The organism is Vreelandella lionensis (genome assembly GCF_044543515.1).
Classification (GTDB): Bacteria; Pseudomonadota; Gammaproteobacteria; order Pseudomonadales; family Halomonadaceae; genus Vreelandella; species Vreelandella lionensis.
In genome coordinates, this window is record NZ_JBITWC010000025.1 from 14,154 (window position 1) to 39,148 (window position 24,995).

Sequence of the window (24,995 nt, forward strand, 5' to 3'; positions counted from 1 at the left end):
TCAATTCCTACCGGGCGCGCCAAACATATCAAGGGCTTACGTTAACGCGTAAGCCCTTTTGTTTTGGCTGTGTCAAATCTGTGTCATCCATGTGCCACGCCTGCCAATATTGCCTTCAAACCCTGCTACTCAGCCGTTGACCTGCGGCTTTAATCTGACACGGGTGTGTCACACGCATATTAGTGTTCTGCTACCCAGTGTGTCGCTTGTGGGTATAACTATCGATATTCTCACGTCCGCTTAGCACAAGATGCTTAAGTCGGCTGAGTATCGTAAGCTAGTGCTTATAAGCTCACCCGCCAGAATAAGCAGGATGCTGCCATGGATAAGAAGGCCCTCAGCGAACGCGATATTTGCACCAAGTTCATTACCCCGGCCCTGGTGCAGGCGGGGTGGGATATCCAAACGCAAATTCGTGAAGAGGTGACCTTTACCGCCGGGCGGATTATCGTGCGGGGGCGGCTGCATACCCGGGGCAAAAAGCGCCGGGCAGATTACCTACTTAGCTTCCAGAAAAACCAGCCGATTGCGGTGATAGAGGCGAAAGACAATAAGCACAGCCTGGGCGATGGCATGCAGCAGGCGCTGGCGTATAGCGATGCGCTGGATGTGCCTTTTGTGTTTTCAAGCAATGGCGACGGCTTTCTTTTCCACGATCGCAGCGGGCTGGGTGGGCAAACCGAAACTACCCTGACGCTGGCAGAGTTTCCGTCGCCTAATGCGCTATGGGAGCGCTACTGCCAATACAAAGGCATCCAGCCCGATGCTCGCCCGGTGGTGGAGCAGCCCTATTACGATGATGGCAGTGGCCGAAGCCCGCGGTACTACCAGCGCATTGCCATCAACCGCACTGTTGAAGCCGTGGCGCGGGGGCAGGATCGTATCCTACTGGTGATGGCCACCGGCACCGGCAAGACCTTTACCGCGTTTCAGATCATCTGGCGGCTGTGGAAGTCACGCCAGAAGAAGCGAATCCTGTTCCTCGCTGACCGCAATATCCTGGTCGACCAAACCAAGAACAACGACTTCAAACCTTTCGGCCAGGCGATGACTAAGGTCACCAACCGCACGGTGGATGCCTCCTACGAGATTTATCTCTCGCTCTATCAGGCGGTGACCGGCAGCGAAGAAGAGCAGAATATCTACAAGCAGTTCTCGCCGGACTTCTTCGACCTGATTGTAATTGACGAGTGCCACCGGGGCAGCGCAGCGGAGGACTCCGCCTGGCGCAAAATTCTGGATTACTTCAGCGCGGCAACGCATATCGGTTTAACCGCTACGCCAAAAGAGACCAAAGAAGTCTCCAACATCGATTACTTCGGCGCGCCGCTTTACACCTACTCGCTCAAGCAGGGCATCGAGGATGGCTTTCTGGCCCCTTACAAAGTGGTGCGGGTGGATATCGACAAGGATCTGCAAGGCTGGCGGCCCAGCAAGGGCCAGCGGGATAAGCTTGGTCAGGAGATTGAAGACCGCATCTACAACCAGAAGGATTTCGATAAACAGCTGGTGCTGGAAAAGCGCACCACCCTGGTAGCCGCCAAGATTACCGAGCTACTGGAAAGCAGCGACCCCTATCAGAAAACCATCGTCTTCTGTGAGGATATCGACCACGCCGAGCGTATGCGCCAAGCGCTGGTCAACGCCAACCCCAAGCGCGTAGCCGAGAATCGTAAATACGTGATGCGGATTACCGGCGACGAGCAGGAAGGCAAGGCCGAGCTGGATAACTTCATCAACCCGGAAGAGCGCTACCCGGTGATTGCCACTACAAGCAAGCTGATGACCACCGGCGTGGATGCCCAGACCTGCAAGCTGATCGTGCTCGACCAGCGCATCCAGTCGATGACCGAGTTCAAGCAGATTATTGGCCGGGGCACCCGCATCAACGACGATTACCACAAGCACTGGTTCACCATTCTGGATTTCAAGAAAGCCACCGAGCTGTTCGCCGACCCGGATTTTGACGGAGAGCCGGTTCAGGTCTACCAACCCTATGCCGATGACGCCCCCATTGTGCCAGCGGATGAGCAAGACAGCGGGCTGGATGAAAGCGCGGATAACGGCGAAGAGGCAGAAGACGAGGCCGCCGCAGGCGTCGAGACGGACTGGGCCGATTACGACGTAGACGACAACGCCACCTGGGAATCTGACGATGCGGGCGGCTTGGATACCACCGAAGGGCCGGAACCTCGGCGCAAATACGTGGTGGATGATGTGGAAGTGAGCATTGTCGCCGAGCGGGTGCAGTATCTAGGGCCGGATGGCAAGCTGATCACCGAAAGTCTGCGTGACTACACCCGCAAGCAAGTGAAAGCCCAGTTCGCCTCGTTGGATGACTTTTTGCGCCGCTGGCAAGATGCCGAGCGCAAGCAGGCGATCCTCGATGAACTGGCCGAAGAAGGTATCTTCTGGGATGCGCTGGTCGCCGAGCTGGGCCAGAAATGGGGCGAAGAACCCGACCCCTTCGATGTGATCTGCCATATCGCGTTCGACCGCCCGCCGCTGACCCGCCGCGAGCGCGCCGAACAGGTCAGAAAGCGCGATATCTTCAACCGCTATGAAGGTCAGGCCCGCCAGGTGCTTGAATCCCTGGTGGATAAATACGCCGATGCGGGCATAGCACCCATCGAAGACCCCAAAGTGCTGACGCTCTCGCCCTTCAGCCAGCTAGGTGCACCCATGGAGCTGATCAACGCCTTTGGTGGCAAGCCGGGCTACCAGCGCGCCCTGCATGAACTGGAAGACGCTCTTTACCAGACCCCCGCCTGATACCATTGCCTTTTTGCTAGCGACCTGCACCCTGTGTAGGCCGCAATTAGCATGTCAACAGATAACACACCAATGGAACACATCTCATCATGTCAATTAGCACCACCATCAAATCCATTCAGGACATCATGCGCAAAGACGTGGGCGTAGACGGCGATGCCCAGCGCATCGGCCAGTTGGTCTGGATGCTGTTCCTGAAAATCTTCGACGACCGGGAACAGGAGTGGGAGCTGTTCTACGACGACTACAAATCTCCGATTCCAGAAAAGCTGCGCTGGCGTAACTGGGCTGCCGACCCGGAAGGCATGACCGGCGACGAGCTCAAAGACTTCATCGACAACACCCTGTTCCCAGGCCTGCAGAACCTGGAGCCAGCCGGTGACGACTACCGGGGCGTGGTTATCCGCAACGTATTCGAAGATGCCTATAACTACATGAAGTCCGGCCAGCTCATGCGCCAGGTCATCAACAAGCTGCAGGACGGCATCAATTTCAACAAATCCGCCGAGCGCCACGAGCTCGGCGACATGTACGAACAAATCCTCAAAGACCTGCAGAGCGCCGGCAACGCCGGTGAGTTCTACACCCCGCGGGCGGTGACCGAGTTCATGGTCAACCGGGTAGACCCGAAGCTGGACGAGAAAGTGATGGACCCGGCCTGCGGCACCGGCGGCTTCCTCACCTGCACCATCGAGCACAAGCGCAAGCATTACGTAAACAGCACGCAGGACGAACAAACCCTGCAGAAGAGCATCCACGGCGTGGAGAAAAAGCCCCTGCCGCACCTGCTGGCCACCACCAACATGATTCTGCACGGTGTCGAAGTGCCGGACCAGATCAAGCACGACAACACCCTGGCCCGCCCGCTCATCAGCTGGGGCCCGAAAGAGCGGGTAGACGTTATCGTGGCCAACCCGCCCTTCGGCGGCATGGAAGAAGACGGCATTGAAACCAACTTCCCCAGCGCCTTCCGCACCCGGGAAACCGCAGACCTGTTCATGACGCTGTTCATCCACCTGCTGCGGGACGGTGGCCGCGCTGCCGTGGTGCTGCCAGACGGCTTCCTGTTCGGCGAAGGCATGAAAACCCGTCTCAAGGAAAAGCTGCTGGAAGAGTGCAACCTGCACACCATCGTGCGCCTGCCCAACGGCGTGTTTAACCCCTACACCGGCATCAAGACCAACCTGCTGTTCTTCACCAAGGGCAAGCCCACGGAAACCGTGTGGTACTACGAACACCCCTACCCGGAAGGCTACAAAAGCTACAGCAAAACCAAGCCCATGAAGTTCTCGGAATTTCAGACCGAAATTGATTGGTGGGGCACCGAGGCGGACGGCTTCGCCAACCGCGAGGAAACCGAGCAGGCCTGGAAAGTGTCCATCGACGACATCAAGGCCCGCAATTACAACCTGGACATCAAGAACCCCCACGAAGGCGAACAGGTCAGCCACGACCCGGACGAACTGCTGGCCAAGTACGAACAGCAGCAGGCCGAAATCCAGGAAATCCGCCACCAGCTGCGGGACATCCTGGCCGATGCGCTTTCTCACAACAGCGACGAGAACACCGACGGAGGTGTGGCGTGAGTGCGCGGGAGCTGATTACCGAGCATCTGGACTTGTGGTCCGGTGCGGTTACGAAGAAATCTAGCAGTGGCCGGGGGAGTAAGGGCAAGGTTGAGCTGACTGGGGTTAAGAAGCTGCGGGAGCTGATTCTGGAGCTAGCTGTTCGCGGCAAGCTTGTCGAGCAGGGTATACCCACTGAATCAAGCCCCAACCTTGTTGCTCTCATGGAGCAAGAAAAATCTAGGCTCGTCGCATCCGGAAGGATAAAAAAGCCAAAGGCTGTTTGCTCTACACAACTGGAAAGTTACCCCTTCGACATTCCAAAGGCTTGGGGGTGGTATTCGCTGGGTGCGCTCGGATATACACAAACAGGCTCTACACCTTCAAAGTCACAAAATGAGCTTTTCGGTTCTGATATTCCGTTTCTAAAGCCGGGTGATATCTCTGATAATGGTGATATCTTCTATGAGAATGAGGGCCTTAGCGAAGCAGGGAAAGCCACCTTGGGCAAGTGGGCTGAGAAAGGCTCTATTTTAATGGTCTGTATCGGCACAATCGGCAAGTGCGGATTGATTGAACAGCAGTGCACTTTTAATCAGCAAATCAACTCCGTTACCCCATACATTCCAGAAGTATCGCGTTTCCTTATGCTCTGCTTAAAATCGCCATATTTTCAAGCGGCAGCATGGGAAAAGTCATCAAGTACGACCATATCAATACTAAACAAGGGCAAGTGGGAGTCCATTCCTGTACCTCTACCGCCACTTGAGGAACAACACCGCATCGTCCAAAAAGTCGATGAACTCATGGCCCTCTGCGACCGGCTGGAACAGCAAACCAGCGACCAACTCGAAGCCCACGAAACCCTCGTGGACACCCTGCTCGGCACCCTCACCCAATCCGAAAATGCCACCGAACTTGCCGACAACTGGGCCCGCCTCGCCGCCCACTTCGATACCCTGTTCACCACCGAACAGAGCATCGACAAGCTCAAGCAGACCATCCTGCAACTGGCGGTGATGGGGCGGTTGGTGGAGCAGGATGATGAAGATGAGCCTGCCAGCCATCTTCTCAAGTGCATAGACAAAGAAATAGGCCAACGAGTTAGCGAAGGCACTATCAGGAAACCCAAAGCGTTAGCTATGGTCGAAGGAAGCTTCCCTTATGATTTACCAAAGGGATGGAGATGGGAAAAACTTGGCAGGTTTACCCTGATTGGCACCGGAGCGACCCCCTCAAGAGGTCGTCCAGACTATTATTCGCCACCAGAATACCCATGGGTAACCAGCGGGGAGACAAGTCAGGCGTTTATCTGCGACACAAAAGAGCGCGTTTCCAGTCTCGCAGTAAAGGAAACCAACATCTCAATCTATCCGGCCGGAACATTGATAGTCGCCATGTATGGCCAAGGGAAGACGCGGGGCCAGATAACTGAACTTAAAGTTGCAGCTGGAACGAATCAGGCCTGCGCAGCAATCCAACCGATAATAAAAGATGAAAGCCACAGGCGATATATAAAGCTATGTTTTATAAAGCTTTATGACGAGATTCGTGAAGTCGCAGCTGGAGGCGCCCAGCCAAATCTCAACACTGGGAAAATTGCCAACACTCTAATTCCGTTACCTCCGCTGACCGAACAAAACCGCATCGTCCAAAAAGTCGATGAACTCATGGCCCTCTGCGACCAGCTCAAGGAGCGGATAAACCAAGCCAGCGAAACCCGCTGCCAACTGGCCGAGGCCGTTGTTGAAAAAGGACTTTCAGCATGACCATCGAATACAACGTCTACTGCGACGAATCCTGCCATTTGGAAAATGACCGCCAGAAGGCGATGGTGTTGGGCGCGGTCTGGTGCCCGAAAGACAAACGGCTGGAAATTGCCGAGCGGATTCGCGAAATCAAACAGAAGCACGGCCTCGAACGGGATTTTGAAATCAAATGGACCAAGGTGAGCCCGTCGAAGCTGGCCTTCTATCAGGACATCGTTGATTACTTTTTCGACGATGACGACCTGCATTTCCGCGGGCTGGTCGTCCCGGACAAAAGTGTGCTCGACCATGAAAGGCATCAGCAGGACCACGACGAGTGGTACTACAAGATGTACTTCACCATGCTGAAAACCGTCTTTGACCCGGATTCGCGCTACTACGTCTATATCGATATCAAGGACACCCTGGGCCATGAGAAGGTCGAAAAACTACAGGACATTCTGTGCACCAACGCATACGACTTCTCGCGCAAAATGATTGCAGACGTAAAACGGGTCCACTCCCATGAAGTCGAGCACCTGCAGGTAGCGGACTTGCTGATAGGTGCCCTGTCCTATCTGCACCGCGAATTATCCGGAAACAGCGCCAAAGAAGCCCTTATCGCCAGAATCAGGCACCGCAGCGGCTATCGGCTAACACTCAATACCATGATGCGAGAGCTCAAGTTCAATCTTTTGATTTGGAGCAGCAGGATTTGACCATGGATGGAGCACCCGAGTGGCTACCCGATCTGGAGCTGTTTACCGACTATGGCGGTGACTGGGAGCAATACCTTGATGCGATTTACAGAATTTTCTGCCGGGATTTCGTAGACTCAAAGCCCCTCTTCCGAGGTCAGCGTTTGGCGTTGAAAAGACGCCCGGTTTTAGACGGAAAAGAAGCAACCTTCTGGCATATGACCAGCGAAGGCAGCGTGGAATCCGAGAGAACACCAGATTTCAGACGATGCGAGCGAATCCGCTGGCCTCGTCCCGTCATCGAAAACGAGCAAGACTTGGCTTTGAAAGTGTGGTCAGAAAAACGGGGCAACGAAAACCGTATTCATCTATGGTTTGAGGCAGAGGGCTATTTGGTGGTTCTAGCCGAACGAGCGACATATACGCTCCCTTGGACAGCTTTTTATATCGAACGCCAACACCAGCGGGACAAGTACACGAAGCGTTGGAAAAGGAACACTGGGAGGAAATAAGGCTGGCCGCGCCCTCTAAGAGAACGGGGCCGTAACTCCTTCCACACTTACGCCCGCAGGCTGGTAGATGAGCTGCATGAACTATAGTGACACCGCAGCCTGATTTCAATGATCATCTAGCATCTTTTGCCAAATTGGACGCTAATATTGTGCTGTAGGGTCTAAAAAATAAAAAAACAGCGTAGGTTGCAAGCAGCCAAGAGGGCAGGGTCGTGTTACCAAGAGTGGTAGGCCGACCAAAGTGAGTTTGCAACTAACCCAGGGCCTGTAACCGCAAAAGAGTCCCCGCGATATCGACGGCTAAGGTGCAGTTATGGCACAAAGCTTTGTCTACAGGATCAATAAAAAACCCCTAAGCAACTCGACTGGTTAGCAGTCTCATCGATAGGGGCCGTGTTGATATCAACCATAGTCCCCTCGTGAGTCACTAGCAATCGGTTTTGTATAGCCAAATAGCATAAAACGTACATCTGGTCATCGAACAAGGAGGCTGGCTGGGATGACAGGCGAGCGATGAAATTTGGCGATATTGGGCCAACTGAAAGAAAAACGCTGCTTGCAACGTGTCTCTGGGGGCTGCAACAGCCGAGCAGAGTATCTATTGCCTTGTGCTTCCACCATTATCACTGAAGTAATCGTCTTTAGCGACCAGCCCAATATCGCCTGTCTGTAATCCAGCATCACCCTCTTCACTGGATAAGTTTTGCACACGACGTTCCTGCTTGAAGTAAGCCAAAGTGCGGAAGAAGCAGTCTTCACAAAGATGGGCTTCGTAGCGTTCGCCATCATGTTGAGATCCATAGCCCCAATGCGCTTGAAGTGTCGCAAATTCAAGACCGCCGTTTACTGTTTGTGTAGAGGTCAGGCAGACATCACAGCGCACGTCAGTCACTGCATCGACTTCTACTTTTTCAGTCACTTTCATCTTGTTCTCCCTTATCTGCGATTGACTGCTACTTGCCTGAAGCGCCTTACCAACTGGTGCAGTATAGGGCGTGGCAAGTGGCGGATAGCGCTCCAGTGATGGGGTGTTGTGCCAAAAGCTCAGTCGTTGTCGCTGGGTTGATACTCAAATAAGTCTCCAACCTGACAGTCAAAGTATCGGCATAGCGCTTCCACCGCTTCAAGCTCGATGCGGCTGGCTGATTCGTGATAGAGCCTCGTAATCGTTCCTCGATTAATGCCCGTTTCACGTGCCACATCGACAATCTTCAACTTTCTTTCTCCCATGATCCGAGATAGGTGGCACTTAATCATAATGTCTCTCTATAAATTTATTTGATCTTCTATAGGTCAAAAATGGTTGCAATAGGTCTTTTATAGGCTATTATGTTCTTCAGGAGGTCATAAGGGCTTTTTGATGCGCTTAATGATCTTCAAGACAATATCATAAGGAGAGCAAAAATGTCCTATTGTTACCTCACTACAGCCGAGCTAGCGGAGCGCATCAAGTATGACGCACGCACCATCCGTGAACGCTTAAAAGATGACGTGCTGCTGGAAGGTATTCATTACATTCGCCCATTTGGCGGCCGCAAGATTTTATATCTCTGGGAGCCCATTGAGCGCGATATGCAGCTGCACTCGAAAGAAGAAAGTCTTGGCGTACCGATGGCGGGTGGAGGTGTATGCCATGGGTAGAATTGCAATCAGGAAAGAAACTCAGAAGCTATTTTTTGACTTCAATTATTTGGGTAAACGCTGTCGTGAGCAAACAACGCTGGATAACACAGCAGCTAACCGTAAGAAATTAGAGCGGATTCTGGAGAAGATCGAGGCGGAGATTACGCTGGGGTCGTTTGATTATGGCCGCTACTTTCCAGATAGTCCGCGTGCCGAGACGTTAAGCAAGCGTGCATTAACGGCGGTTGGGGGTTATCACGCCACGCCGTTGCTACGCCAGTTCGCCGAAACGTGGTTTGCAGAGAAAGAGATCGAATGGCGTGAATCACAAATTGTCACCGTGCAGGGTTGTTTAGATCGCCATATCTTGCCCGCGTTAGGGCATAAGGAAGTCGGCAGCATCACTCGTGCAGAAATTCTTGAGTTCCGGGCGTCACTCGCCAAAGTTAATTCCCGGAGCGGCAAGAAACTCTCTGCCAGCCGTATCAACCACATCATGACGCCATTGCGCATGATGTTGAATGAAGCCGCCGACCGCTATGAGTTTAGCTCACCCTACCGCGGGATTAAATCGCTCAATGTGCCGCGCACGGATGTGGAGCCTTTTACGCTTGAGGAGGTGCAGCAGATCATCCAGCGCGTTCGGGAAGACTTTCGTCAGTACTACACTGTGCGTTTCTTCACCGGCATGCGTACCGGCGAGATTGACGGCTTAATCTGGGAAAACGTGGATTTTGGCCGTCGTCAGATTTTAGTCCACCAAGCGCTGGTGCGTGGCCAAGTAGTACCCACTAAAACCGATGGTTCCTTCCGTTCTATCGACATGTCGCAACCCGTTTTTGATGCCCTGAAGGCGCAGTTTGAGGTGACGGGTAAAACGGGGCTGGTTTTTACCACGCGCAAAGGCACTGCCTTATCCCACGTCAATGTGACGAAACGGGTGTGGTATCCCTTGTTGGAGGAGCTAGGGCTGCGTAAACGCCGCCCTTATCAAACTCGCCACACTGCCGCCACGCTCTGGCTGGCGGCAGGCGAGAGTCCTGAATGGATTGCCCGCCAGATGGGCCATACCACCACGGAAATGCTGTTCCGTGTGTACTCACGCTTTGTGCCCAACCTAACGCGCCAAGATGGCTCTGCTTTTGAGCGCATGCTGAACCAGAAACGTGCCTAGGAGAAATCGATGAAACCGTTCAATACGCCAGTAAAGCGCCGTGATGACATCGAAGAAACGTTGCACGTAATGGCAGCACTGCAATCGCAACAGCGCCTTGAACGCCGCTTGGCAGAGTCGCTCGCTGCCGCCACTAGCTTAGCACCGGGCTGTGCTTTGGTGATGTGGCTGGGTGACGGGCAAGAGCGCACTAACCTAGATGCGTTAACAACCTGGGTAGGCCGCACGCTTAAACAGCTGGGGCTGGATGCAAATCGCCAAGCGATTCCACGTTTGCTTGCAGAGCTAGAGCGCACCTTATGGGCATGGGAGGATCAAGCATGGCAGTAAGATCGCAAACGGCCACTCAAAAGGTAGACCGTCAGTTTGAAGGGGAGGTGTATGTCGCCGGCGTTGAAGGGCCGGAGTGGTTGATGCAGCACGAAGTCTGGTCGCTGTACTTAATTACTGCTAAGGGTAACCTGCGCGTTTTCCTGACCGACCGTCATGTAATCGAAGAAGGGGCGCCTAGAATGGGCCAGCGGCTTCAAGTAACAGTGCGTTGGGCTGACTTCGCCAGCCAAAAGCTGTGCTTCATCACCCGTTATGAGGCGGTAGGCGGCTAGCAGACGCTGACTGCCAACTTCCGATGCATTCACTCACTTATCCCCACCCTCTTTTAGCGAAGTCGGTGGGGATAGTTTCATCTGATATTTTATTCATTCCGAGTTCTCGTCTCCACACAACCCTAGTCCTAGTACCAGCATCGCCATAAACGCTGCAAAGCGTACCGCCTCCCATAATGGCTGTTCAGCCTTTTTGTAGCTATCCCGAGTAATTTTGGGTAAGCGGATTAAATGGTTGATCTTACCTTTGCATGAGAGTGAGACAGACCGGCATCTCATCGGATTATCTGGTTGATGCTTCACCTACTGCTGGTGCATGTTTCCTTCGCTAATTCCAGCAAGAACCCCACACGCCTCAACTTCCCGGTCATCGTTGCAACTCGCTCTCAGTGAAACGAGTTGTTTCTCAAGCGCTTGCAGAGCGGTTATCTGCGACCGCACATGAGAGATGTGATCATCGAGCAAGGCGTTGACGGCGGTACAAGGCTGATGAGGGTCGTCCTGATAGCTCTGTAGTTCGTGAATCTCAGCCAGTGACAGGCCCAGGATTCTGCAGCGACGGATGAAGGCCAGCCCCTCACCATGCTTCTCGGTATAGACACGGTAACCGTTGTCCTGCCGATCAGGCGGCGGCAACAAGCCCTGCTGTTCATAGAAGCGGATCGTCTGTGTTTCGACCCCTACCAACTGCGCCAACTGACCAATGCGCATCAGCCTCCTCCCCAACGGATTCTTTACTCTATTGACCTTATAGTAGCTTTATAGTTTTAAATGGTACCACAACATTGTTCAAGTGGAGTCGTATCATGAGCAAATCCTGTGGTGGCGCCTGTGGCGGTGATGCAACGTCCGCAGCGGATACCGATATACAGGCCTCCTCCGAGGCGCCAGGGAGATGGGTCAGTGTTTATGCCGTGCCGAAGATGGACTGTCCATCAGAAGAACGAATGATTCGCCTAGCCCTGAACGGCTTTGAGGAGATTCGGGCGCTGTCCTTCGACTTGTCGAACCGCCGGCTGAAGGTCGTGCATGACGGCGAGGTCGAGCCCGTCACCTCGAAACTGAAGACCTTGGGGCTAGGCGCCTCGCTTCAGGAAACCGTCGCTGCAAATCCGGAGACCATCAAGGCCGCCGAGTTTTCGGCAGCTTCTGCTAAGCAAGAATCCGGGACCCTGCGCTGGTTGCTCGGCATCAATGCACTTCTGTTCGTGGTGGAAATGACTGCCGGTCTGATCGCCCAGTCCACCGGCCTGATTGGAGAATCCCTGGACAATTTTGCCGATGCGGCGGTGTACGGGCTTGCCCTTTATGCGGTTGGACATAGCGTGAAAATGCAGGTACGTGCCGCGCATCTTGCTGGTGTACTGCAACTGATCTTGGCTGTGGGCGTGCTCGTAGAGGTGGTGAGACGCTTTGTATTCGGTAGTGAGCCTGAATCGCTGGTGATGATGGCTATCGCATTCGTCGCATTGATTGCCAATACCAGTTGTCTGCTGCTCATATCCAAACATCGGGAAGGCGGGGCGCACATGAAGGCAAGCTGGATATTCTCGGCCAACGACGTGGTGATCAACCTGGGGGTCATCACCGCCGGCGCCCTGGTCGCGTGGACCGGTTCCAATTATCCGGATCTGATTATCGGCACCATCGCGGGGGGCATTGTACTTAACGGTGCCAGACGCATTTTGGCGTTGAAGGGTTAAATAATGCTCATTATTGGCAAAAAGCTCTCGCCGTATGCCCTATTGTCCATATCGGGCCTGCTGGCAGCGTCTGATCAGGCTGTAAAGTGGCTGGTGCAGCAATCAATGGCCTATGGCGAGTATGTTTCGGTGACCCCGTTCTTTAACTGGGTGCACCTATGGAACACCGGTGCCGCATTCAGTCTTTTTGCGAATGGTGGAGGCTGGCAGCGCTACTTTTTTATCGGAATCGCGGTAGTGGTCTCGATTTTTCTGATCAAGCTGATCCTTGAAAATCGTCATAAAGGAGAAGCCATCGCTTACAGTCTTATCCTCGGTGGCGCCATGGGCAACCTGATTGACCGGGTCTTTCGCGGCTATGTTGTGGATTCCTTTGATTTCTATTGGCGAGACTGGCATTGGCCGGCCTTCAACCTGGCTGATATTGCAATTGTCCTCGGTGCCTTACTTTTCGTTTCCAGCAGCTTGTTGGGTAAAAAAGCAAACACCAATGCCGAGCCGGATGGATCTGACTGACACCTACGCCTATACAACACCATGACCGAACTTCCCGACAACATCCTTCACCTGCCGCAATACCAAGTACTGGGCTGCAAATCAACCGACGACGAAATGCACTTCCAGGTGGACGTGCCCGATCCCATCGCCTGCGAGGAATGCGGCGTGCAGGGTGAGTTCGTACGGTTCGGCAAGCGTGACGTTCCCTATCGTGATCTGCCCATCCACGGCAAGCGGGTCACTCTCTGGGTGGTCCGCCGCCGATACACCTGCCGGGCCTGCAAGACAACATTCAGGCCCCAGCTACCGGAGATGGTGGACGGATTCCGTATGACACTGCGGCTGCATGAGTACGTGGAGAAGGAATCCTTCAACCACCCCTACACCTTTGTGGCGGCACAGACCGGCCTGGGCGAGAAGACGGTGCGCGACATCTTCAACGCCCGCGCCGAGTTCCTGGGGCGCTGGCACCGCTTCGAGACGCCCCGCATCCTGGGCATTGACGAGCTATACCTGAACAAGCGCTACCGCTGCATTCTGACCAACATTGAGGAGCGAACCCTGCTCGACCTGCTGGCCACCCGCCGCCAGGACGTGGTGACCAACTACCTGATGAAGCTGAAAGACCGGCAGAAGGTCGAGATCGTCAGCATGGACATGTGGAACCCCTACCGGGCAGCGGTCAAGGCTGTGCTGCCCCAGGCCCGTATCGTGGTCGATAAGTTCCATGTGGTGCGCATGGCCAACGATGCCCTAGAGAGAGTGCGCAAGGGCCTCAGAAAGGAGCTGAAACCGTCCCAGAGCCGGACTCTCAAGGGAGACCGGAAAATCCTGCTGAAACGCGCTCACGAAGTCTCAGACCGGGAGCGCCTCATCATGGAGACCTGGACAGGCGCGTTCCCGCAACTGCTGGCCGCCTACGAGCACAAGGAGCGCTTCTACGGCATCTGGGACGCCACCACACGGCTCCAGGCAGAAGCCGCCCTGGACGAGTGGATAGCCACCATCCCGAAGGGCCAAAAGGAAGTCTGGAGCGATCTGGTCAGGGCAGTGGGAAACTGGCGCGAAGAGACCATGACCTACTTCGAGACGGACATGCCCGTCACCAACGCTTACACGGAGTCCATCAACCGACTGGCCAAGGACAAGAACCGTGAAGGGCGCGGTTACTCCTTCGAGGTGATGCGGGCACGAATGCTCTACACCACGAAGCACAAGAAGAAGGCACCGACTGCGAAGGTCTCTCCTTTCTACAAGAAAACCATCGGTTACGGACTGCCGGACTTCGCAGAGGAACTCAACTACGGAGTCGATCTATCAACCATCTGAGGGTGGTATCAGATTGATGGGGTGAAGGTGCCCCATCAACCATTAAATCCGTATACCCGTAATTTTGAGGTGGGCGTTTCCGTACCAATAGCGCGTGTGGCCCGAAGGGGAGGGCGTTGGTATCAGCTCAATACGTGGGTGAGGAATATTCGTCGCGTTTGACCAGTGCTGCTTAACACGCTTTGCCTTCGCATTAACAGTGACTTCAACAACTAGATACGTATGTTGAAAGCAGCGCAGCGGGCGCAATAGCTCACGTACGCGATTGATAGCGTCTGCATCGGGGAGCACGATATGTCCCGTACTGCGCTGTATATGGTTTCGTAAGGTGATCAGGCTCTCTTCAGCCTTGCTGGGCTCTTTTTGGTGCCAATCCAGCAAGCGATGAAAAAACTGCCCTGTTTCTTTCAACACGGTTGGTTTAACAGGCGGTGCCATGCAGCGATAAAGTTCTGGCATATAGACACGCGTTGACGTGACGCGCCGCTGCCGGTCATGTCGGTTGGCTTCACGGCTAAATTGCTGATTGGTGCGTCGCGTTTTGCGTTGCATTAGCCGTTCGCCATTGGCTACCCATTGGCGTAGTGGTTCTTCCTCAAGGGCAAACCTTTTCGCGGTCTGCTGGATTGCTTTATCTAAGGATTCCTCGCGCGCCTCTTGTTGTTCGATAAGGCGAAGAGACTGATAAATCGTCGTTGCCTCGGGCCAGTTAAACGAGCTTTCTAGGGAGTTGTCGAGAGGATTAACAGCGGGTGGTTGGTATGTTCTCCACGCATTTTTCAACAAGTCGTCGGCAATAAACGGCTGCCACTCCGTTTGCAAATGGCTTAAGAGTTCGCTTGCTTGTGTCTTACCGATTAAATCGCGACGGTTTCGCCAGCTGGTGAGTACCGTCTTTGTTTGAAAGCTCAGCAATGCCAGTTGCTGTTCGAGACGGAGCATAGGGTTATAGTGTCGAAAGGTGATGTGGCCAAGCACCCAATCTAGCAAATGGGAGTACGTGCTGAGTGTTTCCTCGGGGCTTGCATGCCCTGCCCACAGTGCAAGCTGCCAAAGCCGTTTGCGGGAAGGGCGATCTTGAGGCGCTAAACCGGCCAGCACAGAAATATCAGCGGTTGTGTTCGGTAATGCGATGTCTCCGTGGTCATCTAGCAGCCAGGCCGTAGGTAGCAGTTCGCAAGGTGAGCGCTCCAGCAACCGCAGTAGCGTAAAGGTCACGAAGCTGTGCCTGAGGTGGTGGTAACGAAGACTAGGATCACCACTGACCGTTCTTAAAGCGGTGTGCACTGGCTGAAACAGCACTTTGTCATCGAGCAACAAATAGCCACTACCGCTGCTGCAAAACAGCAGTTGCTTGTGTATTTGTTGAGTAGTGGTTTCCCCCTGGCGACGCTTGGCCCATGCAATTAGTTGCGCCTGCTCGTCGGGCATTAATAACCACAGCGGCAACCGCCGCGTGGCTGCATAGCTTTTTCCTCGTCGATAGGTGTTGGAGCGGATAATAAGCTCACCGGTAAAGGTGGCGGTACCCTCTATATAAACAACATCTCGAACAAGTAGCCCGGCACATTCGCTTCGCCGTAACCCTAAGCGATAACCCAAGATGAGCGCGAGCTTTTGCATGGTGCGAAAGCGCTCAGGCTGCTCGGAAGACTCGATCAAGTTGAGCGCACGACGAAATTCAGCAGGCGTCACAATATTAACGTCCACACGCTTTTTAGCGCCTGGCATGCCTTCCAGGTCAATCGATGGCGCTGCAATGGTATCCATTAAAAAATGGTGAAAATCACACAGGCGATTCTGCACCGTCGCTCGCTCAACATCGGGTTTGACACTATTTAAGACGTTCTCATATAGCGCTTCCCATTGATCAGCACTGGCCGTTTGTAGCTCATCTAACGCTGAGCTTTGAGCCACTAGCGAGCGACCAATCGCGGATAGGTATCTTTTTACCGAACTAACGGCGAGCTTAGATTTTACACGGCCTCCTTTCTGCAACAGCTTCAGACACCATCTTGCCAGCAGCGTCACCATCGCACCGTTACGGTTGGAGGCGCTTAAAAATGTTTCAATGTTACTGATTGCTTCACGCTCGGTGGCTCGGCCACCTAATGAGTTAGATAAACACCGCTGCAGCTGACGAAACTGCTTCAGTTGATCCGAAGGCGGCGCTTGAGACGGCGCGGGTGTCTGAAACTCCAGATACACATCGTTGCCGCTGGAGTCCCTCAACGTATCAGTTAATACGTGGCGCTGAGTCAGTCGCTGCCAAGATGAAGGGCGTAACGATTGCGCAACATTTGCTCTGCTGGCGTAGTGATTCAGCAGGGGAGGCTTATCAAACGAAGAGGCGGTATAAGCCATTGAAAGCAGCTCGGAGATGCTTTTTAGCGACGCACCGTCGTCAATATGCTTGAGATAAAATATCAGGCATTGTGCGACCGGAAGGCGACTTTTAGCAGCGGTACGAGGCCACGCGTTGCCCGCCTCTTGGTAAGTACGTAGCAGCATCAACTGACTGGTTGGGCTGAGAAACAGACGGCGATAGCAAACGCGTTGCTCTTTTTCAAACGGCGTCTCTGAAGACTGATCGGCAGATGCACTGTCATCGGCTGTTTGATCGTCATCGTCCTCAATAGGCAGCGGCGCTCCTTCTTCCAACGTGAGAAACACCGCACCGTTAGTCAGGGTGACACCCTTCTCAAAGGCGTCGGGCAGTTGCTCAAGATGGCGTTTATGCAGCACAGCCCCTTCGCGAATAAGCTGAAATAACCATCGTCCTATCAGCCATTTACGCAGAGCATAACCGCTATATCCTGCGGCGCTTGGAAACGTGTCGTGGGCCTCAACAAGCACATCCCAACTATGTAGCGCAGCAAACGATTCGGTAGTGACGGCGGGTGGCTCGCGGTCTACCGTAACCAGTGGGCTTGGGATGGCCACTGTCCAATTCAGCTGCTGGCTACCTCGCTCCAGCCCTTTCACCAAAAAATTGTGTGTTATTTTCAGCGTACTGGGCGGCGCTTGCTGGTGTAGAGCATCAAACGCTGCAGCAATAACCGCATCAGGCATCACGATATCCCGCTGGCCAGACATAATGCCGGTAACCTGCTGTTCTAATGATGCAAGAATGGCTTTCCAGCGCTGGTAGCGCTCACAAGCTCGCTGATAGCGACGCTCCTCTTGTCCATCGGAGGTGCTTTTTTTAGGGGGTGATAGTTTCCAACCTGACCAGATGGCGTGATCGCTATCGCTCATAACGCCTTACCCTTTAATGCTTTCCAGCCTTGCGCTTTCATTAGCTTCTCAATCACAGGGGCAATAAGCGCGCAGTACTCACGGGGGCAAAATGTTGAGTAGTTGTCCCACGGTGCCTGTCCCGCATCCCAATGCCCCATAAACGCATCCACTACCTCAGATGCTAAGCCGCGCTCTTTCAGCTGAGTATGTAAATAGTGACGGTTGATATTGAGCGGGGGTGTGTCTCGCCATTGCAGATGCTCTTCCAGCCTAGAGGGAGTAACTTCTTGTGGCGTGCCGGATTGGTTTAAAAACATAAACGGCGTCTCCCACTGTTTCTGAAGATAAAACTCCAAGCGGTCTATCAGCCCCCTGCGATGGCGTTGGTAGTGCGCTAATTGCTCAACCATGAGGCTGGTGAGCGGTAAAAAGCGGGCATGGCTTTGCTTATCATCCGTTTTATCTGCGATGACAATCATGCGCCGAGATAAAGAAATATTTTTCCACTTGGGTAGTGGGTCGCGAATGCTACGGTAACCGGTTGAGAACATCAGCATAGCGACGGTATAGGCAACGTAGGCGTTGTGCATCGTGAACAGTTCTAGTGGTTGCACGCCTTTTCTAGCGGATTTGACGCGATGCTGCAGGGTAGCAACTAGATCGTTAACGTATGTCGTTATAGGTACCAGCTTAGAGCCTACATATTGAGGGTTGCCAGATGGAGCAAGGTTGGCAGCTGCACAGACGGGTTTAATCTCATCGGATTTAGGCAAAGAGGTGGCGCATTGCTGCTCAATCTCGCGCATGGCCTCGACATACTGCTGCTCTATATAGCTTGTGCTGGGCGCGTAGTAATACAAAGACGTTTGCTGGCCGAACGACGGCATACGCCCTGTGATCAGGCACGCGGCTGTTAAATCTGCATCGCCCGTATTGAGCATATTAAAAAGGTGCGCTCCTAACCGGTGCGCGGTTAGCCGAGCGCCTGTTTTTCGATTGATAGTAGAAAGCAGTTCTTTTACATCATTTTCCAGTTCTGCTCTGCCGTCTTTATTGAAGAGGGGGAGTGCACGCTTCCTAACGCGTCGCACAATATATGAGGCTTGTCCTTCTATCAGCCGCCAGCTGAATGTGGGGACTGGCAGTGTTAACGATACCTGAGTCGTACGCATGTGCTTCGGCCACTCCCCCGTCATTTGACGACTGCTTTCGGGCCGCAAAATGCCAGATAGCCACCCAGGGCTGTCACCATGCATAACGATGATGGAGTGTTCATTGAGAGTACTAGGTGCTTTCTTTTTCATAGGCAGCACCTGCGCATCCAGCACACTGTTTAGGCCGCGGCCGGTGGTTAACAGCAGCCCGATGACACACCCAATGCGGCGGCGTTTGTCTGAAGGTAGCTGGTTCAACTGTTGCATGAGCTGATAAAGATCAAACGTACTTAACTGTTCCCAACGCCCCGGCAGCAGCTGTGCCGCTTTATCTTGAAAAATTTGCTGGCTTTGGGCTCGAAATACCGCTTGCAGAGAGGAGCCGTTTTGACAGGCTGATCGCTCTGAATCAGCTCAACAGTCGGACGCTCTTCGGTGATGGATAAACCAGCGGTACGCTGCGTACTTTCGGTGTCTTCATTGAGTTCTGGAGCGAGTTTTAATACTGAGGCAGCTGCTGCTTCCCAGTGTTCGTCCGGGTCATCATCGAAAAGCCGCTGACGCTGAGCGCTGGGTCTTTTTTGTGCATTATGCTCTGTTTTTTCTTGGTACCCGCGTCGCGGCTGCCGCCTATTCAGTCCATAGGCTAAAAAACGGCCTAATTCCTTAATATATTTATCTTTTTGCTGGCTATACTCGTCCACGTGATACGCATCGCAGCATATGCTGACTTTGATAGTAGGCCGGTCTAAAGGGGTGAGGAGGTTTATCCCATCTGCTTCAATGCGCCTTACTACCTTGCAAGCTGACTCCAAATTTTGGCGGTAGGTAGTCGGTGTGAGGCGCTTTTCGTCCTCTTCCGTAAACGCTGGGTTGTTCTGGGCCGCTCGCATATCCAGGCGCCATTTAAACGCCACGTTAATGATGTGAGCGAGTAGCGTGAGTCGTTCGCCCAGCTTTTCTGTCGCTACCTTTGAGCTAGCAAGCTTAAACAAAGCGCCATGGATAGGGTTTGTGCTATGAATCCCTTTTTCACCACTCCCAGTTTGTGAAGTTAAATTCAGCGTGTTTTTATTAATGGCGGTTGCCAGTGCGGAGAGTGCTGATAGATCCCAAGCGTCATCGCCAATGCTAGCTAAGTGTTCAATTGTCTGGACTAGCAGTGGCTTTATCGCTTCTATCCCCAAATAGTCGTTACGCGGCTGAAGAACTTCTTCTAAAAGTGCCTTATGCTTAGTGGTTTCATCCATGAAGGTAGTCGCCTCTAATACAGCCGTCGATTAAGGCCAAAAGCATCACAGAAAGTGGTCTTATTGCTGAAGCGTTCGGACACATCCATTAATAATGCTGGTTGATCAGACATGAGCTCATTCCATAGAGCAGCTAAGTAATGCCCTGCCTCATTGGGAGAGAGTGCATGGCACGCTTCCGCAGATAACGCGAAAAACAGAGCAACCGCATTTGTTTGTTGACTGGGCGGTGCTTCTACCAGTGTGACGCGCACCTTCTCACTGCCGTGAAAGCGGTTTTTCGCTATATACAGGGCATGCAGGTTCGCAATACAAAACAGCGGATCGTCATATTTTTTGCCCCTCTTGGCTTCGTAGACAACAGGAGGGTGCTGAAGGATATAGGCTTTTAGAGCATCGTCGGTCATCCTTTGAATCGCTTGCAAAAATGGCGGGCGGGCTAATAAAAGGCGACGCACCGAGGGCGATAGGTATCTGCTCACCTCGATATGCGACAGTGGAACCTTTCTTGAACCACGCTCTTTTAGCATCAAAATACCTGTTTGATTTTGTGGGAGTGCTTTTGCTTACTATCTAAAGGCATCATGCTTTAAGTAAGTGTGACTTCTTTTTTATCATGGTTTTTAAATGGCGCAACCCCTTTGGTGTAAAAAAATTCAGTGTGGCCTCGTCACTCTAAAGTGTGCGCTTGGAGGTGGGCTGTTGATATATATCTGTTCAGGTAAGTTTCGACATTTGTTTTTTAAATATGATCGTAGTCAATTTTAATAGTTATCCATGACATCGTCACGCTGATCTTCCAAGTGTCTTGAAGCCTGCACTTACCCGTACAATACGCCATCATTGCAGCGACGTGTTACACCTGGACAGGACTTCTCATGAACACGAGAGTTAAGCTCGATTCTGGTGTATGGGAGGAAGTAGGAAGGGTGGCGTATCCTGTTGATTGATCACGACCAAGATCTCAACCAACACAGGTGGATACGCCATGAATGATTCGACCCTCCAAGCCGTCACACAGCCAGAAAACGACATCACGGACCCACTGCATGAACTGCTACGCCAGGGAGCCCGAGACTTAATCGCCAAGGCCGGGGAGCCGGAGTTAACGACGTTTCTGGAGCAATACGCCGACAAAACGCTAGAGGATGGGCGTCGTGCCGTGATCCGCAACGGCCACTTGCCCGAGCGTACGATCCAGACGGGCATCGGTGATGTTAGCGTGCAAGTGCCCAAGGTACGAGACCACAGCAGCCATGGCGCTTGCTTTAACAGCAGCCTGCTACCGCCTTATTTGAAGCGGACTCGCAGTATCGAGGAGTTGATCCCCTGGCTCTACCTGAAGAGGATCTCCACCGGCGATTACCAAGAGGCACTGGCCGCGCTGCTCGGTGATCAGGCCAAAGGCCAGATGAGCATGCTGACTGGCAGAAACGCGATCTATCAGAGCAGCGCTATGTCTACTGGTGGGTCGACGGTATCTACAGCAAGGTGCGCATGGATGACAGCCTGTGCCTGCTGGTGATCATCGGTGTGACCGAGCATGGCCGTAAAGAGCTGGTCGCCGTTGAGGATGGACGACGCGAATCGGAGGCCAGCTGGGAAGAGCTGCTAACGGGGTTACGCGAATGCCCCCAAGCTTGCGATCGTCGACGGTGCCATGGGGTGCTGGGCGGAGTTGAGCCAGCTCTATCCGGAAACGGATCACCAGCGTTGCTGGGTACATAAGACGGCTAATGTGCTGAATAAGCTACCGAAATCCGTACAGCGCAAGGTCAAAGCTGATCTATACGAGATATGGATGGCCGAGATACGCTTTGATGCCCACAAGGCGTTTGATCGCACCGTGAAACGCTTCGACGCCAAGTACCCAACAGCCATGGCGTGTTTGATGAAGAATCGGGAGGCGTTGCTGGCGTTCTACGACTATCCGGCAGAGCACTGGTTGCATATTCGTACAACCAATCCGATCAAATCGACCTTCGCTACGATTCGCCTGCGGAGCAAACGCAGCCGGAACATGCGGTTCTAGTGACCAACTTCCAGATGATAGGGGAACGCCCTTCGGGTGGGTTTTCTCTTCCGCAAAAATAATACCAAGCTTCTGTTTTGGGTACTTTTTCTGTTTCCCAATCGGTGGACAAACTGTCATCGTTGCATGCTTGACCGATAGGGTCGCCTCCTGTTGATTGCCTCGCTTGTCACGAAAGTGAATATCGTGTGTTCCACTGACCTGAGTCTTGGCCATCACTTGAGAAATCGTAGTGCCTCCCTCCTCGGCGAGACGATCAACGCAACTGCGGATCAAAAAGTGAGTGCTAAGATCTTGAGCCAGACAAAAGAGTTCAAAAATGTCACGCTCGTGATCACCGATATGCACGCACCGTTCAGGTGAACCTGCAAGCTCAGTAGAACGCTGCAGGTTGTCAAGCCAACGCATGCTTTCTTTCTGCTCGATGGGTACGCGGATCGTATTAACCTTGCGCTTGAGAGCTTCTGTGCCTTTGAATTTGTTCCGCGTCCAGAATTTGGCAGCTGTTAGACCCAAGGGCAACCCTTCCGTTGTGATAGCCAGACTAGCGTGCATTAAAAGCCCGCAGACGGTATGTTTAAGGTGCCGTCCTTCTTTCATCTTGCGCCCGGTTGATTCATTAATGAAACCAATCTTCTCAGATGACGAATGCTTGAAAGAAAACTCGGTTGTATCCTGCAGGATCAATGCAGTCGCGCGTCCCCCAAGTCGCAGCCAGTCATTTCCTCGTTCACCCAGTGTTGTCCCATATTGATACCTCTTATCATATCGAACGAACTGAGAAGCCAAAAAAACACATCGGGCTTTACTTTATCAACAGTATGCTTATGTAGCTGATGTTTTGTGGGTAATTGCAAGGTTAGTGGATCGTTTACGAATATCCGCCGCGTGGGCGAAGTGGTACGGTTATTTGCTGAGGCCAGCATAATCGTGATTACTGCCTTTATATCGCCTTTCCGTGCTGACCGTGAGCTGTTTGATAAAGGTGATTGTATCGAGGTGTGTGTCAACACGCCGCTGGAAGTATGTGAACAGCGTGATCCGAAAGGCCTGTATCACTTAATACTATCTACCACACTCAGCAAGAGTTGGTGACGCAACTGATGAAAGCTTGCTTTTAATCTGTGTGCATCAATATGCCGTCCTCACAATTCCCTGCTCAGCCTATCAGACATGGCCACCATCTAAGCGGCCATAAATAAACGTTGTAGATAATTCTTAATTTAAACTTGATTTTTTAAACCTGTGTTTCTAAAGATTTAATTGCTAGTTGAGATAGCAATGTTACACCAGTAGGAATAATTTCATCATTAAAATCATAATATGGACTATGCAGTCCATGCTTATGATTGTCATCACCAGAGCCTACATGAATATAGGCGCCTGGAACTTCATCTAGCATAAATGAAAAGTCTTCTCCTGCCATGCTTGGATGATGATTTTCTTGGATGCTCTCACTTCCAAAATTTTCACATATAACTTTTAGCGCTTTTTTTGTTGCTGATTTTTCATTAAAAGTTATACTGAACTTGTTCTCTATTTTTAATTCTATGCTCGTTCCATAGTATTTTTCAATGCTTTCACATAGGTTTCTTAGAGCACAGTGAATAGAGGCTTGAGTCACCTTATCTAAAGCCCTGGTTGTTCCACTCATTTTGACGGTATTTGGTATTACTGAAAACCCATTAATATCACCTCCATTAATAGAGCATATGCTAATTACGGCTGGACTTAATGGGTTTATTTCCCGACCTACAATAGTATGAGCTTTGTTGATTAATTCAGATGCAATCCGTATAGGATCAATGCAGTTATGCGGACTTAGACCTCCATGGCCTCCTTTTCCATGAATCACAATATCTATACGGTCTCCACTTGCCATAATAGGCCCATCCATTAAACCAAATTTACCTACGGGTAAATCAGGCCAATTATGAATGCTATATATTTCATTAATGCTGAATTTTTCAAAAAGACCATCTTTAATCATGGCCTTGCTGCCGCCAAGTCCTTCTTCAGCAGGTTGAAATATAAAATAAACGGTGCCAGAGAAGTTGTTGTTTTTTATTAAAAATAAAGCTGCGCCCAATAACATGGTTACATGCCCATCATGGCCGCAAGCATGCATTTTACCCTTGTTCACTGAAGAATAAGTTACACCGCTTTTCTCTTCTATAGGTAGGGCATCCATATCTGCCCGAAGGGCTACACTATTACCACTATCGTTTTTCTGTCCAGTGACCCAAGCGACTATGCCTGTTTTTCCCAAACCAGAAACATATCTTATGTTATTATCTTCTAAAAATGTTCGAACTCTATTTGCCGTAAAATTTTCTTCAAAACCTATTTCTGGGTTTTGGTGTAACTCTCTGCGAATTTTTCTTAAACTCTCACTATTGCAAAACTTGTTCATCTACTATTCCTTTTGATTACCTGATGATTTTATTTAGCTCTTCGATGTCTAGTCCAATATTATTGTAATGCTTTTTCGCGGCTTCAATTTTAGTGAAAACATCTTCATAACCACAGGCTTTGCCATATTCATCTACATAGGTATAGCCGCCTTTAACGGTAAATAGTGTAATCATTTCTTTAACGTCATCTGGAACAAATAAAGTATGCGTTTCTCCAGGAGGTTCATATGCAAAAGAGCCTTCTTTAGCAATCCAGTCATGCTCTAAATAGTACCATTTACCTTTTAAAACAAATGCTTGGACATCTCCAGAATGGCGATGGCGTGAAAGAAAGCCATGTTTCTTAACGCGTAGTAAATTAACATAGTAACCAGAGCTTGCATGTAGAAGCAGAGGTTTGAAAGATACACCTTCTGAAGTTGATGGAACCCACAGTTCGTCATCCGTTAAGTAATCGGTGAGGGCTTTTTCGAGAAGTAAGTCAGGTCTCATATAGCTAGGTTGTAGGAGTTGATACGGTAAATCGTTGTTATTAGTTTTTTCATGCATTTTTATTTACCTTGTTTTTATAGAGAAGCCAAGTATCTCTTTTGAGTGATGCTATATGTTCATTCCCGTGTAAATACGACTTTTGTTGTAATGGTGTGTTTTTATGCATGAAATTAATACTTTAGTAAA

Annotated in this window: 22 protein-coding genes and 1 pseudogene; 14 read left to right on the forward strand and 9 right to left on the reverse strand. The window is 51.7% G+C overall.

Features of this window, described 5'->3' with window-relative positions:
• Positions 1–321: 321 nt before the first annotated feature.
• From hsdR to ACIGG6_RS14860, 5 genes are all read left to right on the forward strand, one after another.
• Positions 322–2,772: an EcoAI/FtnUII family type I restriction enzme subunit R gene (gene hsdR / locus ACIGG6_RS14840; protein WP_399845426.1), complete on the forward strand. Its 2,451-nt coding sequence runs from the start codon at positions 322–324 to the stop codon at positions 2,770–2,772.
• An 89-nt stretch (positions 2,773–2,861) separates the two neighbouring features.
• A complete protein-coding gene (locus ACIGG6_RS14845; protein ID WP_399845427.1) occupies positions 2,862–4,358 on the forward strand; it encodes a type I restriction-modification system subunit M in 1,497 nt (498 codons plus the stop codon).
• The gene (locus tag ACIGG6_RS14850) at positions 4,355–6,106 is read left to right on the forward strand and encodes a restriction endonuclease subunit S (RefSeq protein WP_399845429.1); all 1,752 of its coding nucleotides are present in this window, start codon (positions 4,355–4,357) and stop codon (positions 6,104–6,106) included. The genes ACIGG6_RS14845 and ACIGG6_RS14850 overlap by 4 nt, the downstream gene beginning before the upstream one ends.
• On the forward strand, positions 6,103–6,804 hold the full coding sequence (locus tag ACIGG6_RS14855; protein ID WP_399845431.1) for a DUF3800 domain-containing protein: 702 nt from the start codon (positions 6,103–6,105) through the stop codon (positions 6,802–6,804). Before ACIGG6_RS14850 ends, ACIGG6_RS14855 begins: the two co-directional genes overlap by 4 nt.
• A 2-nt stretch (positions 6,805–6,806) precedes the next feature.
• Entirely contained in the window at positions 6,807–7,295 is a 489-nt protein-coding gene (locus tag ACIGG6_RS14860; protein WP_399845432.1) for a hypothetical protein, read from the forward strand.
• A 598-nt stretch (positions 7,296–7,893) separates the two neighbouring features.
• On the opposite strand, the gene ACIGG6_RS14865 is transcribed toward ACIGG6_RS14860, so the two are convergent.
• Together ACIGG6_RS14865 and ACIGG6_RS14870 are read right to left on the reverse strand one after the other, a co-directional pair.
• Complete coding sequence (locus tag ACIGG6_RS14865; protein WP_399845434.1) at positions 7,894–8,220, reverse strand: hypothetical protein; 327 nt, start codon at positions 8,218–8,220, stop codon at positions 7,894–7,896.
• 119 nt (positions 8,221–8,339) lie between these two features.
• On the reverse strand, positions 8,340–8,552 hold the full coding sequence (locus tag ACIGG6_RS14870; RefSeq protein WP_273423762.1) for a helix-turn-helix domain-containing protein: 213 nt from the start codon (positions 8,550–8,552) through the stop codon (positions 8,340–8,342).
• 147 nt (positions 8,553–8,699) lie between these two features.
• Between ACIGG6_RS14870 and ACIGG6_RS14875 the strand changes: the two genes are divergently transcribed.
• From ACIGG6_RS14875 to ACIGG6_RS14890, 4 genes are read left to right on the forward strand one after another with little or no spacing between them, the layout of a single operon-like run.
• Positions 8,700–8,936, forward strand: a complete 237-nt coding sequence (locus ACIGG6_RS14875) for a hypothetical protein (protein ID WP_399845436.1) — start codon at positions 8,700–8,702, stop codon at positions 8,934–8,936.
• Entirely contained in the window at positions 8,929–10,092 is a 1,164-nt protein-coding gene (locus ACIGG6_RS14880) for an Arm DNA-binding domain-containing protein (protein WP_399845437.1), read from the forward strand. The genes ACIGG6_RS14875 and ACIGG6_RS14880 overlap by 8 nt, the downstream gene beginning before the upstream one ends.
• Positions 10,093–10,101: 9 nt before the next feature.
• Positions 10,102–10,422, forward strand: coding sequence for a hypothetical protein (locus ACIGG6_RS14885; protein ID WP_253504767.1), 321 nt, complete (start codon positions 10,102–10,104; stop codon positions 10,420–10,422).
• Positions 10,413–10,697 carry a hypothetical protein gene (locus tag ACIGG6_RS14890; protein WP_399845440.1) on the forward strand — a complete coding sequence of 95 codons (285 nt, stop codon included), beginning with the start codon at positions 10,413–10,415 and terminating at the stop codon, positions 10,695–10,697. Before ACIGG6_RS14885 ends, ACIGG6_RS14890 begins: the two co-directional genes overlap by 10 nt.
• A 303-nt stretch (positions 10,698–11,000) precedes the next feature.
• Here ACIGG6_RS14890 and cadR read toward each other — a convergent pair whose 3' ends face one another.
• The gene (cadR, locus tag ACIGG6_RS14895) at positions 11,001–11,408 is read right to left on the reverse strand and encodes a Cd(II)/Pb(II)-responsive transcriptional regulator (RefSeq protein WP_004364961.1); all 408 of its coding nucleotides are present in this window, start codon (positions 11,406–11,408) and stop codon (positions 11,001–11,003) included.
• A 95-nt stretch (positions 11,409–11,503) separates the two neighbouring features.
• Between cadR and ACIGG6_RS14900 the strand changes: the two genes are divergently transcribed.
• From ACIGG6_RS14900 to ACIGG6_RS14910, 3 genes are read left to right on the forward strand one after another with little or no spacing between them, the layout of a single operon-like run.
• Positions 11,504–12,400, forward strand: coding sequence for a cation transporter (locus tag ACIGG6_RS14900; RefSeq protein WP_004574643.1), 897 nt, complete (start codon positions 11,504–11,506; stop codon positions 12,398–12,400).
• Positions 12,401–12,403: 3 nt separating this feature from the next.
• Positions 12,404–12,916, forward strand: a complete 513-nt coding sequence (gene lspA / locus ACIGG6_RS14905; RefSeq protein WP_004863699.1) for a signal peptidase II — start codon at positions 12,404–12,406, stop codon at positions 12,914–12,916.
• Between the two features lie 21 nt (positions 12,917–12,937).
• Positions 12,938–14,227, forward strand: coding sequence for an ISL3-like element ISPpu12 family transposase (locus tag ACIGG6_RS14910; protein ID WP_301720752.1), 1,290 nt, complete (start codon positions 12,938–12,940; stop codon positions 14,225–14,227).
• 42 nt (positions 14,228–14,269) lie between these two features.
• Here ACIGG6_RS14910 and ACIGG6_RS14915 read toward each other — a convergent pair whose 3' ends face one another.
• The 4 genes from ACIGG6_RS14915 to ACIGG6_RS14930 all read right to left on the reverse strand — a co-directional run bounded on the left by ACIGG6_RS14915 (position 14,270) and on the right by ACIGG6_RS14930 (position 20,401).
• Positions 14,270–17,485 (reverse strand): site-specific integrase, encoded by a 3,216-nt coding sequence (locus ACIGG6_RS14915; RefSeq protein ID WP_399845443.1) that lies wholly within the window; start codon positions 17,483–17,485, stop codon positions 14,270–14,272.
• Positions 17,482–18,408 carry a hypothetical protein gene (locus tag ACIGG6_RS14920; protein ID WP_399845445.1) on the reverse strand — a complete coding sequence of 309 codons (927 nt, stop codon included), beginning with the start codon at positions 18,406–18,408 and terminating at the stop codon, positions 17,482–17,484. The genes ACIGG6_RS14915 and ACIGG6_RS14920 overlap by 4 nt, the downstream gene beginning before the upstream one ends.
• 503 nt (positions 18,409–18,911) lie before the next feature.
• Positions 18,912–19,871 (reverse strand): hypothetical protein, encoded by a 960-nt coding sequence (locus ACIGG6_RS14925; RefSeq protein WP_399845446.1) that lies wholly within the window; start codon positions 19,869–19,871, stop codon positions 18,912–18,914.
• Between the two features lie 14 nt (positions 19,872–19,885).
• Positions 19,886–20,401, reverse strand: coding sequence for a hypothetical protein (locus tag ACIGG6_RS14930; protein WP_399845448.1), 516 nt, complete (start codon positions 20,399–20,401; stop codon positions 19,886–19,888).
• A 458-nt stretch (positions 20,402–20,859) separates the two neighbouring features.
• Between ACIGG6_RS14930 and ACIGG6_RS14935 the strand changes: the two are divergent.
• Both ACIGG6_RS14935 and ACIGG6_RS14940 read left to right on the forward strand, forming a co-directional pair.
• Positions 20,860–21,891: pseudogene (locus ACIGG6_RS14935) on the forward strand (IS256 family transposase); the annotation flags it as partial.
• 855 nt (positions 21,892–22,746) lie between these two features.
• On the forward strand, positions 22,747–22,998 hold the full coding sequence (locus ACIGG6_RS14940; protein ID WP_340638683.1) for an adenylyl-sulfate kinase: 252 nt from the start codon (positions 22,747–22,749) through the stop codon (positions 22,996–22,998).
• 142 nt (positions 22,999–23,140) lie between these two features.
• Here the strand turns inward: ACIGG6_RS14940 and ACIGG6_RS14945 are convergent, their stop codons facing one another.
• Both ACIGG6_RS14945 and ACIGG6_RS14950 read right to left on the reverse strand, forming a co-directional pair.
• Positions 23,141–24,316 (reverse strand): amidohydrolase, encoded by a 1,176-nt coding sequence (locus ACIGG6_RS14945; RefSeq protein WP_399845450.1) that lies wholly within the window; start codon positions 24,314–24,316, stop codon positions 23,141–23,143.
• 16 nt (positions 24,317–24,332) lie between these two features.
• Positions 24,333–24,866, reverse strand: coding sequence for a 2,4'-dihydroxyacetophenone dioxygenase family protein (locus ACIGG6_RS14950; RefSeq protein WP_058577218.1), 534 nt, complete (start codon positions 24,864–24,866; stop codon positions 24,333–24,335).
• Positions 24,867–24,995: the final 129 nt, after the last annotated feature.

Bases quoted from the DNA above. Each gene is read 5' to 3' on its own strand.
- hsdR (WP_399845426.1), top strand. From the start codon at position 322: ATGGATAAGAAGGCCCTCAGCGAACGCGATATTTGCACCAAGTTCATT.
- ACIGG6_RS14845 (WP_399845427.1), top strand. From the start codon at position 2,862: ATGTCAATTAGCACCACCATCAAATCCATTCAGGACATCATGCGCAAA.
- ACIGG6_RS14855 (WP_399845431.1), top strand. From the start codon at position 6,103: ATGACCATCGAATACAACGTCTACTGCGACGAATCCTGCCATTTGGAA.
- ACIGG6_RS14860 (WP_399845432.1), top strand. From the start codon at position 6,807: ATGGATGGAGCACCCGAGTGGCTACCCGATCTGGAGCTGTTTACCGAC.
- ACIGG6_RS14865 (WP_399845434.1), bottom strand. From the start codon at position 8,220: ATGAAAGTGACTGAAAAAGTAGAAGTCGATGCAGTGACTGACGTGCGC.
- ACIGG6_RS14870 (WP_273423762.1), bottom strand. From the start codon at position 8,552: ATGATTAAGTGCCACCTATCTCGGATCATGGGAGAAAGAAAGTTGAAG.
- ACIGG6_RS14875 (WP_399845436.1), top strand. From the start codon at position 8,700: ATGTCCTATTGTTACCTCACTACAGCCGAGCTAGCGGAGCGCATCAAG.
- ACIGG6_RS14880 (WP_399845437.1), top strand. From the start codon at position 8,929: ATGGGTAGAATTGCAATCAGGAAAGAAACTCAGAAGCTATTTTTTGAC.
- ACIGG6_RS14885 (WP_253504767.1), top strand. From the start codon at position 10,102: ATGAAACCGTTCAATACGCCAGTAAAGCGCCGTGATGACATCGAAGAA.
- ACIGG6_RS14890 (WP_399845440.1), top strand. From the start codon at position 10,413: ATGGCAGTAAGATCGCAAACGGCCACTCAAAAGGTAGACCGTCAGTTT.
- cadR (WP_004364961.1), bottom strand. From the start codon at position 11,408: ATGCGCATTGGTCAGTTGGCGCAGTTGGTAGGGGTCGAAACACAGACG.
- ACIGG6_RS14900 (WP_004574643.1), top strand. From the start codon at position 11,504: ATGAGCAAATCCTGTGGTGGCGCCTGTGGCGGTGATGCAACGTCCGCA.
- lspA (WP_004863699.1), top strand. From the start codon at position 12,404: ATGCTCATTATTGGCAAAAAGCTCTCGCCGTATGCCCTATTGTCCATA.
- ACIGG6_RS14910 (WP_301720752.1), top strand. From the start codon at position 12,938: ATGACCGAACTTCCCGACAACATCCTTCACCTGCCGCAATACCAAGTA.
- ACIGG6_RS14915 (WP_399845443.1), bottom strand. From the start codon at position 17,485: ATGAGCGATAGCGATCACGCCATCTGGTCAGGTTGGAAACTATCACCC.
- ACIGG6_RS14920 (WP_399845445.1), bottom strand. From the start codon at position 18,408: ATGCTCAATACGGGCGATGCAGATTTAACAGCCGCGTGCCTGATCACA.
- ACIGG6_RS14925 (WP_399845446.1), bottom strand. From the start codon at position 19,871: ATGGATGAAACCACTAAGCATAAGGCACTTTTAGAAGAAGTTCTTCAG.
- ACIGG6_RS14930 (WP_399845448.1), bottom strand. From the start codon at position 20,401: ATGCTAAAAGAGCGTGGTTCAAGAAAGGTTCCACTGTCGCATATCGAG.
- ACIGG6_RS14945 (WP_399845450.1), bottom strand. From the start codon at position 24,316: ATGAACAAGTTTTGCAATAGTGAGAGTTTAAGAAAAATTCGCAGAGAG.
- ACIGG6_RS14950 (WP_058577218.1), bottom strand. From the start codon at position 24,866: ATGCATGAAAAAACTAATAACAACGATTTACCGTATCAACTCCTACAA.